3 protein-coding genes are annotated in these 2,764 nt (G+C 54.9%); 2 read left to right on the top strand and 1 reads right to left on the bottom strand.

Features of this window, described 5'->3' with window-relative positions:
* On the top strand, positions 1 to 656 hold a 656-nt coding region (locus ACEN88_RS28645), incomplete at its 5' end, for a GlxA family transcriptional regulator (RefSeq protein ID WP_413345148.1).
* Between the two features lie 639 nt (positions 657 to 1,295).
* Here the strand turns inward: ACEN88_RS28645 and ACEN88_RS28640 are convergent.
* Positions 1,296 to 1,976 carry a dCTP deaminase domain-containing protein gene (locus ACEN88_RS28640; protein ID WP_413345146.1) on the bottom strand — a complete coding sequence of 227 codons (681 nt, stop codon included), beginning with the start codon at positions 1,974 to 1,976 and terminating at the stop codon, positions 1,296 to 1,298.
* A gap of 155 nt (positions 1,977 to 2,131) precedes the next feature.
* On the opposite strand from ACEN88_RS28640, the gene ACEN88_RS28635 reads away from it, so the two are divergent.
* Positions 2,132 to 2,635, top strand: a complete 504-nt coding sequence (locus tag ACEN88_RS28635; protein ID WP_413345144.1) for a deoxycytidylate deaminase — start codon at positions 2,132 to 2,134, stop codon at positions 2,633 to 2,635.
* Positions 2,636 to 2,764: the final 129 nt, after the last annotated feature.

The following is a 2,764-nucleotide window of genomic DNA, read 5'->3' as shown; positions in this document are numbered from 1 at the left end:
CCCGCTGCGCCCGCATCGCGTCCGTCTGCAACGGCGCGTTCCTGCTCGCCCACGCGGGCCTGCTGGACGGCCGCCGCGCCACCACGCACTGGAACGACGTCGCGCTGATGGCCGCGCGCTTTCCGCGGGTGGCCGTCCAGCCGGACCGCATTTTCGTGCGCGACGGTCCGGTCTATACGTCGGCCGGCGTCACGGCGGGCGTCGACCTTGCGCTGCACCTGGTCTACGAAGACCACGGCGCGGACGTATCGCTGAACGTGGCCAAGCGCCTCGTCGTGTTTACCCAGCGCAGCGGCGGGCAATCGCAGTTCAGTCCTTACCTGACGCCGTACGTGGGCGACGATTCCGTGCTGCGCACCGTCCAGGACCACGTGCTCGCCCACCTCGACGCGCCGCTGACGGTGGCCGACCTCGCGCGGGTGGCGGCGCTGTCGCGCTCCACGTTCTTCGAGCGTTTCAGCCGCACAGTGGGGGTGGCGCCGATGGCCTACCTGCTCACCTGGCGGATGGCGCTGGCGCAGGACCTGCTGCGGCGCGGCGCGGGCAGCGTCGCCGAGGTGGCCGAGCGCGTGGGCTACAGTTCCGCGAGTACGTTCACCGTTGCCTTCGCGCGGCATGTGGGGCAACCGCCGGGGAGGTATGCGCGGGCGGCCTAACGCTGAGGGTTTCAGGATGAACATCATGCGCGCACCGCGTAATTCTTATCGATTAACGCTTTGCATGTGCGATATCAGTGTCTTGTACACGAGTGAAAACTCGACGAATCCATGGCTCGCCAAGAAATGTCTCCCGTGTCGAAGATAATGAATTCCGCGCCGATATGCTCAGCCAGTTGCCGGGTGAGAACGTAAGGAACCAGCATCGGCCCGTGCCGCGATGAAACTTCGGCAACGTGCTAGATCCTTGCCACGCTCAGGCGCGCCGTGCTCCCGACAAAGCCGTCAAGAGGATGTGTATGCATATCGGAGACCTTTCACGTCTTACGAATGCAGAAACCACTGGCCCAGCAGTGACGAGCTGCGGCATCCTGACAGGATTACGCGCCATTAACGCCGCGAGAAAAAATCGACGTCGTGAAAACGACACTGTGCTGGCTTCGGCCGGTGCGCGCGGTGTTGGCCTGACTGGCATAGGGGTATTGCTCGCGCGTTGTTCGGCCGCGCGCTCCTCAATGCCCCCGGTCCTAAATTTGAGGCTCTCATCGAGAGCGGCAGTGCCAGTCACGTAATCAACCTCTACCTTCGCATTTAACAAATCACAGTTAGGTCACCCTATAATCTAAGCCGTTCTTATGATCACGGGGATACTGGCGCAGTAGTGCCATTTACGCTTTCTTTGGCTGACGCCCCCCGCCCACTCGCTTGCTTATCTTCAGTTTTATCGTTCAGCTTATCAAGCTTCGTTTCCGATGTTCTGGATGACTGCTCCTTCTCGAGTTGTTCAACGCGCTGCTGCAGTTTCGCGACGGCAATCCTGTCATCATAAACACCCGTCCATACGGAAACTGCCATAGGCACAAATATTGCCAGTACGGCAATCAGAACACCGGCCCAAGTGGCTACGACAGCAATTTTTGGAGCGTTAAAGATTTTTCGTGCGACATCGTCGACGAGCGAGTTCATGTTCAAGAATGAATCCGAAAGATTGCGAGAATTTTTCTTGATCTTTTTTACATACTCATCCCGGGTCTCCGGTATCAATGTAGCCTGAGTAGGCAAATGTTCAAAGAACATAAGCCTCATAAACGGGTCGCCAGGACTGACTTTAAAGTCTTCTGTGCTAAAGTTTACAAGTGCGGTGGCAACGGGCCCTTTCCATCCCGGATCAACCACCCCAACATTAAGCGCAAAAATTCCTTTATGTGCCCAAGTAGTTCTTAGTGCAGCCACGGCAGTTGTGTCTGAAGCAAGATGGAAGTCTTCTTGGGATATTACCCAGACAACGCCTCTAGGCTCAAGCGTGAATGTGGTGTTCACTTCCTTACCGTTGCTGATGATGACACCAACGGTCGCGTCGTACGTTGAGTCTCGTTCCCCGCTTTGACTTGCCTGCTGGGACTGTCGTGGTTGCTGTACAATCCTACGCGTGGCGATTTCACTTTTTGTTAACAAATTCCCTCCTTCACATCAAAGTGACCGAAAATAAATTCGAAAATAAAATGGATGCTGACAGCTACTTTATGTCTGAAGCCCTGTCAGAACGACAGAAAACAGATGATCCTAAAGGTAAGATTGTACAACAGTCGGCTGTAGGTGCCGTGATAACAAAGGAAGAGAAGATTTTAAGCCGTTCCGCAAATATTCTTCCTCCTGCATTAAAGAGCCAAATGCAGAGAAACGGGGAAGCGGTCACGGAAGAGAGCCGATATCACCTTATCGAGCATGCCGAAAGGGCAGCTATTTTCAAGGCGCATTTGTCAAACTCTGATTTATCAGGAGCCACCATTTATTGCACGCGTTTTCCCTGTAGCGACTGTGCCAGAGCAATTGTATGGGCAGGCATCAAGCGTGCAGTATTTGCAGGAGGTTTTGCCGGGGAGCAGCGTTGGCTAGCTTCCCAACGCGCTGCATTAAAAATTTTACGCGACAGCGGTGTCACCGTACGCTATCTTTCGCCACTTAAGATTAAACTTTGAATCCGGACCATCAGCTCGGCGGTGAATTTCCGAGCCGCGGAAAAGTGTACGACTAAGTAGTCATGCAAAATTTATCGTGAACTTGCTGCCGAAGCCTCTCATCAAGGATTGAATCTCGTCGAGCAAATC

Origin of the sequence: Massilia sp. CT11-108 (assembly GCF_047302915.1) — a bacterium.
GTDB classification, from domain to species: Bacteria; Pseudomonadota; Gammaproteobacteria; order Burkholderiales; family Burkholderiaceae_D; genus Telluria; species Telluria orientalis.
Note: the sequence above shows the minus strand (reverse complement) of the source record. Positions and strands in the feature narration are given on the sequence as shown.